Source organism: Phenylobacterium aquaticum (genome assembly GCF_947378715.1).
Classification (GTDB): Bacteria; Pseudomonadota; Alphaproteobacteria; order Caulobacterales; family Caulobacteraceae; genus Phenylobacterium; species Phenylobacterium aquaticum_A.
Window position 1 is genome coordinate 1 of sequence record NZ_CANCLE010000215.1, and the last position, 5,300, is coordinate 5,300.

At 68.7% G+C, this 5,300-nt stretch carries 6 protein-coding genes; 1 reads left to right on the forward strand and 5 read right to left on the reverse strand.

All coding sequences use genetic code 11. The features are described 5' to 3' along the window. The 5 genes from Q7P21_RS19125 to Q7P21_RS19145 all read right to left on the reverse strand — a co-directional run. On the reverse strand, nucleotides 1–156 hold a 156-nt coding region (locus tag Q7P21_RS19125), incomplete at its 3' end, for a ParA family protein (protein ID WP_304179693.1). Beyond that, nucleotides 146–805: a 16S rRNA (guanine(527)-N(7))-methyltransferase RsmG gene (gene rsmG, locus Q7P21_RS19130; RefSeq protein WP_304179683.1), complete on the reverse strand. Its 660-nt coding sequence runs from the start codon at nucleotides 803–805 to the stop codon at nucleotides 146–148. The genes Q7P21_RS19125 and rsmG, both read right to left, overlap by 11 nt. Beyond that, complete coding sequence (gene mnmG, locus Q7P21_RS19135) at nucleotides 780–2,633, reverse strand: tRNA uridine-5-carboxymethylaminomethyl(34) synthesis enzyme MnmG (RefSeq protein WP_304179686.1); 1,854 nt, start codon at nucleotides 2,631–2,633, stop codon at nucleotides 780–782. Before mnmG ends, rsmG begins: the two co-directional genes overlap by 26 nt. Before the next feature lie 272 nt (nucleotides 2,634–2,905). After that, nucleotides 2,906–4,243, reverse strand: coding sequence for a tRNA uridine-5-carboxymethylaminomethyl(34) synthesis GTPase MnmE (gene mnmE, locus Q7P21_RS19140; RefSeq protein WP_304169061.1), 1,338 nt, complete (start codon nucleotides 4,241–4,243; stop codon nucleotides 2,906–2,908). 25 nt (nucleotides 4,244–4,268) lie between these two features. After that, the gene (locus Q7P21_RS19145; RefSeq protein WP_304169066.1) at nucleotides 4,269–4,508 is read right to left on the reverse strand and encodes a DUF6489 family protein; all 240 of its coding nucleotides are present in this window, start codon (nucleotides 4,506–4,508) and stop codon (nucleotides 4,269–4,271) included. A gap of 166 nt (nucleotides 4,509–4,674) precedes the next feature. On the opposite strand from Q7P21_RS19145, the gene Q7P21_RS19150 reads away from it, so the two are divergent. After that, nucleotides 4,675–5,300, forward strand: a 626-nt coding sequence (locus Q7P21_RS19150; RefSeq protein ID WP_304179690.1) for a dienelactone hydrolase family protein, incomplete at its 3' end; no start/stop codon positions are given.

Below are 5,300 nucleotides of genomic sequence, written 5' to 3' on the forward strand. Positions count from 1 at the left end.
CTGGGGATCGGAATCGATCAGCAGCACCTTCTCGCCGACGGCGGCCAGAGCGGTGCCGAGATTGATGGCCGTGGTGGTCTTGCCCACCCCACCCTTCTGGTTGGCGACCACCAGCACGCGTAGGGCGCGTTTCCCCGGTTCGGACTTAACGGCCACGGCCCAGTCTCCTCACGCGCACGATCTGGCCTCTCACATCACTCAAGCTGGGCAACACGTCGGCCTCGAAATCCCAAGATTTAGCTGCATCATCCAATTCGGCCGCAACATCTTGTCCCTTCAGGAACAGAGCCACCGCGCCACGCTGCAGGTAGGGCCGGCCATACCCAAGCAATCGCGAGAGGGGGGCGCAAGCCCGAGCCGTGACGATATCCACAGCCAGTGACAAGTCTTCCGCACGAGAATTATGAACGGTGGCCGGAAGCGCCAATCCTTCGACCACCTCGGTCAGGAAGCGGCAGCGCTTGGCCATGGATTCCACCAGATGGACATGGAAGCCGGGGCGGTGTTTTCCGAGGATCGCCAGCACGATACCTGGCAATCCTGCGCCCGTTCCGAGGTCGGCCCAGGTGAGCGCCTCGGGCGCCAGGGGCAGGATCTGGGCGGAGTCCCAGGCGTGCCGCGACCAGAAGACGTCGAGGGTCGCGGGCCCCACCAGGTTCATCCGCTGGTTCCAATCGACCAGGTATGACCGGTATTGCTCAAGGTCCGACAGGGCCCGGGCGTCAGCGCCCGTCACTGCGGCGAAGCTCGCGGCGTCGGTCACCTCCGGGCGGGCGGGATCAGGCTGCGGTGCGGCGGCGGACATGGGCCAACAGGGCTGAGAGGGCGCCGGGGGTCACACCCTCGATGCGGGCGGCCTGGCCAAGGGTCAGGGGGCGGACGGTGATCAGCTTCTCGCGGACCTCGTTGGAGAGCCCGCCGACCGACCGATAGTCGAGCTGGGGGTCGAGGCGCAGGTCTTCGTCGCGGCGGAAGGCCTGGGCGTCGGCCGCCTGGCGGTCCAGATAGCCGGCATAGGCCGCGTCGATCTCGATCTGCTCCCGCACCTGGGGCGCCCAGGCGGAGATTTCCGGCCAGATCCGGGCCAGGTCGTCGAAGGCGATGGTCGGATAGGCCAGGAGCTGGGTCACGTCGCGGCGCTGGCCATCAGCCTTGACCGGCAAACCGGCCTTCTCGGCTTCGTTCGGGGTCAGGGTCAGGGCGGCGGCGCGGGTGCGGGCCGCGATCAGGGCGGCGGACTTGGCGGTCCAGGCGGTCTCACGTGCCCGTCCAACCAGGCCCAGGGCCAGGCCCCGGTCGGTCAGCCGCTGGTCGGCGTTGTCGGCCCGCAGGGACAGGCGGAATTCCGCCCGGCTGGTGAACATCCGATAGGGTTCGGTGACGCCCCGGGTGACCAGGTCGTCGATCATCACCCCGATATAGGCTTCGTCGCGGCCGAAGATGGCGGGCTCGGAACCCCCGGCGGCGCGGGCGGCGTTGAGGCCTGCGACCAGGCCCTGGGCGCCGGCCTCCTCATAACCCGTGGTGCCATTGATCTGGCCGGCCAGATAGAGGCCGGGCAGGCGCTTGACCTCCAGGGCGGGGGAAAGCTCGCGCGGATCGACGTAATCGTACTCGATCGCATAGCCGTAGCGTTTCACGTGCACGGCCTCGAGCCCGGGAATGGTCCGCAGGAACAGGTCCTGGGTCTCCGGCGACACCGAGGTGGAGATGCCATTAGGATAGACGGTGTCGTCGTCCAGGCCCTCGGGCTCCAGGAAGATCTGGTGGCTGGTCTTGTCGGCGAACCGCACCACCTTGTCCTCGATGGAGGGGCAGTAGCGGGGCCCACGCCCATTGATCCGGCCGCCATAGACCGCCGATTCCGACAGCCGTTCGGCGATGATCCTGTGGGTCTCTTCCGTCGTGAAGGTCACGCCGCAGGCGATCTGGGGCGTGGTGATCTTGTCGGTCAGGAAGGAGAAGGGGACCGGAACCGGGTCCGCCGCCTGCATCTCCAGCCGATCCCAGGCGATGGTGGTTCCGTCCAGCCGGGCCGGGGTGCCGGTCTTCAGCCGTCCCATGGCCAGACCCAGGCTGTAGAGCCGGTCGGAAAGCCCGATCGCCGGGGCGTCGCCAACCCGGCCGGCCGGGGTGCGGGTGTCGCCGAGGTGGATGATCCCCTTCAGGAAGGTGCCGGTGGTCAGGACCACGCGGCCGGCGGGATAGACCTCGCCGCTGGCCCCGATCACCCCGGCCACCCGGCCATCGGTGATCAGCAGATCCTCGACCGCTTCGGCCCGGATCGTCAGGTTCGGGGTGGCGGCGAGCTCCGCCTGCATGGCCTGGCGATAGAGCTTGCGGTCGATCTGCGAGCGCGGACCGCGCACGGCGGCGCCCTTGGAACGGTTCAACATCCTGAACTGGATGCCGGCGACATCGGCCAGCCGACCCATCACCCCGTCCAGGGCGTCGATCTCGCGGACCAGATGGCCCTTGCCCAGGCCGCCAATGGCCGGGTTGCAGCTCATCTCGCCAATGGTTTCGAGCTTGTGGGTCAGCAGAAGCGTGCGCGCACCGACGCGGGCGGACGCCGCCGCCGCCTCGCAGCCCGCGTGGCCGCCGCCGATGATGATCACGTCCCAGACGCTCAAGGTCTCGCCCTCATCCAGCCCATATGGGCGGGCTGGTCCTATAGCGGAAGGCGGGCGGGGTTTCACGTGAAACCCGGGGATTGAGGCGCTTTGTGAAGGGGTATCTGGCGGGGAGGGGGAAGACCCCTCACCCTAGCCCTCTCCCCGCAGACGGGGAGAGGGGATCCGCAGCGGATCGGATTCCGCAGCCTGCTCCCTCGCCCCGTTTACGGGGAGAGGGTGGGGTGAGGGGTTATCCGAAGGCTGTCGGGGGGTGTTTCACGTGAAACAGCTTATTTTCCAATGCAGAAGCTGGAAAACACCCGGTCAAGCACGTCCTCGGGATGGATGCGGCCGGTGATACGGTCCAGGGCCCGGCCCGCCAGGCGGACGTCCTCGGCGGCCAGTTCGAGATCGTCCTGGTGGCGCCGCGCCAGCTGCAGCCGCTCCAGGGCCTCGCCCAGCAGGGCGGCGTGACGCAGGCGGGTGGCGGCCGGCGGCTCCGATCCGGCCAGGGCGGCGACCACGTGATCGGTCAATAGGGTCTCCAGGGCGGTCAGGTCGGCTGTTTCACGTGCGCTGATCCGGTGGAGCTCCAGCTCCAAGGCCCGTGATTCCAACTGGGCGCGGCCGGTTTCGGCCCCGGGAGGCAGGTCGGCCTTGCTGATCACACAGAGATCCCCGGCCTTCAGGCCCGGTGGGGGCGGGGCGGGGGCCTGTCCGGACCCATCCACCACCCAGATCCGCAGGTCGGCGTCCTGGGACCAGGCCCGGGCGCGGCGCACCCCTTCGGCCTCGATCTCATCCTCCGTCTCCCGCTGCCCGGCGGTGTCGGCCAGGACCACCTTGTAGCCGCCGAGCCGCAGATGGGCCTCGATGACGTCCCGTGTCGTCCCCGGCGTGGCGGTGACAATGGCCGCGTCCCGGCCGGCCAGGGCGTTGAGCAGGGTGCTCTTGCCGGCATTGGGGGCGCCGATCAGGGCGATGCGGAAGCCTTCGCGGACCCGCTCGGCCCGTTGCACCCCCTGCAGGGCCGCCTCGAGCTCGGAAATCAGATGGTCGAGATGGGGACCGGCGCGGCTGGCGACATCGGCCGGAACCTCCTCGTCGGGAAAGTCGACGGCCGCCTCGAACATGGCCAGGGCCTCGACCAGGGCGTCGCGCCACCCCGCCTGGGCGCGACCCAGCGCGCCGTCGAGCTGGTCCAGGGCCTGGCGGCGCTGGGCCTCGGTCTCGGCGGCGATCAGATCGGCCACGCCCTCGGCCTGGGCCAGGTCGAGCTTGCCGTTCTCGAAGGCCCGGCGGGTGAATTCCCCGGGTTCCGCCAGGCGCAGGCCCTGGGCCGCGAGGGCCTGGAGCAGGGCGGCGACCACGGCCGCGCCCCCGTGCACGTGAAACTCGGCGCTGTCCTCGCCGGTGTAGCTGGCCGGAGCGGGAAACCAGAGGGCCAGGGCCTGGTCGATCGGCTGGCCCCCCGCAGTCTTCAGGACCCTGAGCGTCGCCATGCGGGGCCGGGGGAGGCGGCCGGCCAGGGCGGCGAGGGCCTGGGCCGTCTGGGGTCCGGACAGCCGGACCACCGCCACCGCCGCCTGGCCCGGGGCCGTGGCGGGGGCGAAAATCGTATCGGTCACGTGAAACGGCTCACTCGGGACAGGCTCACTTCGGGCGGGCGGCCGCCATGCCCATGTCCATCAGCTTGCGGAACTGCTCCTGGGCGCCGACCCCGAAGGCGGTCCAATTCTTCAGGAGCTCATCCGGCGACAGCATGGAGATATTGGCGCTCATCCGGCTCTGCATCTCCTCCACCAGCTTCTCGTTGAGGGTGGTGACATCCGGCAGGCCGAGAAAGGCCCGGGCTTCCAGGGGGGTGCAGTCGATCTCGACGGTCATCTTCATGGCACGGACCTTTCGATTGAGGACGCAGTTATGGGGGGCGTCGCCGACACGCCGCAAGGGGAGACACCTACTAGCCTCCTCGCCAACCGCATTTCCGATACCCACCTGTCGCCGTGGCGCGTTAGGAAGACGCCACCTTCTTTCACGTGAAACCCCGGAGCCGAACATGGGCGAGACGATCAGCATCAGCACCCAGGACGGAAGCTTTTCCGCCTATCTGGCCAGGCCCGCCCAGGCCATGGCCCCGGCCGTCGTGGTCATCCAGGAGATCTTCGGGGTCAATGCGGTGATGCGCGAGATCACCGACGGCCTGGCCGCCCAGGGCTATCTGGCCATCTGCCCCGACCTGTTCTGGCGGATCGAGCCCGGCGTCGACATCACCGACAAGTCCGAGGCCGAATGGAAGAAGGCCTTCGCCCTGATGAACGCCTTTGACGCCGACAAGGGCGTCGAGGACATCGCCGCAGTGATCAAATATGTCCGCGCCGAACCCAGCTGCACCGGCAAGGTCGGGTCGGTGGGCTTCTGCCTGGGCGGCAAGCTCGCCTTCCTGACGGCCGCCCGCACCGACTGCGACGCATCTGTTTCCTATTACGGGGTAGGCATCGAGGGCCTGACCGGGGAAGCCGACAAGCTGACCCACCCGCTGATGTTGCACGTGGCCGAGGAGGATCAGTTCGTGCCCAAGCCGGCCCAGGCGATCATCCAGCAGAACCTGAAGAACCATCCGCAGATCACGATCCACAGCTATGCCGGCTGCGACCACGCCTTCGCCCGGCCGGGCGGCGAGCA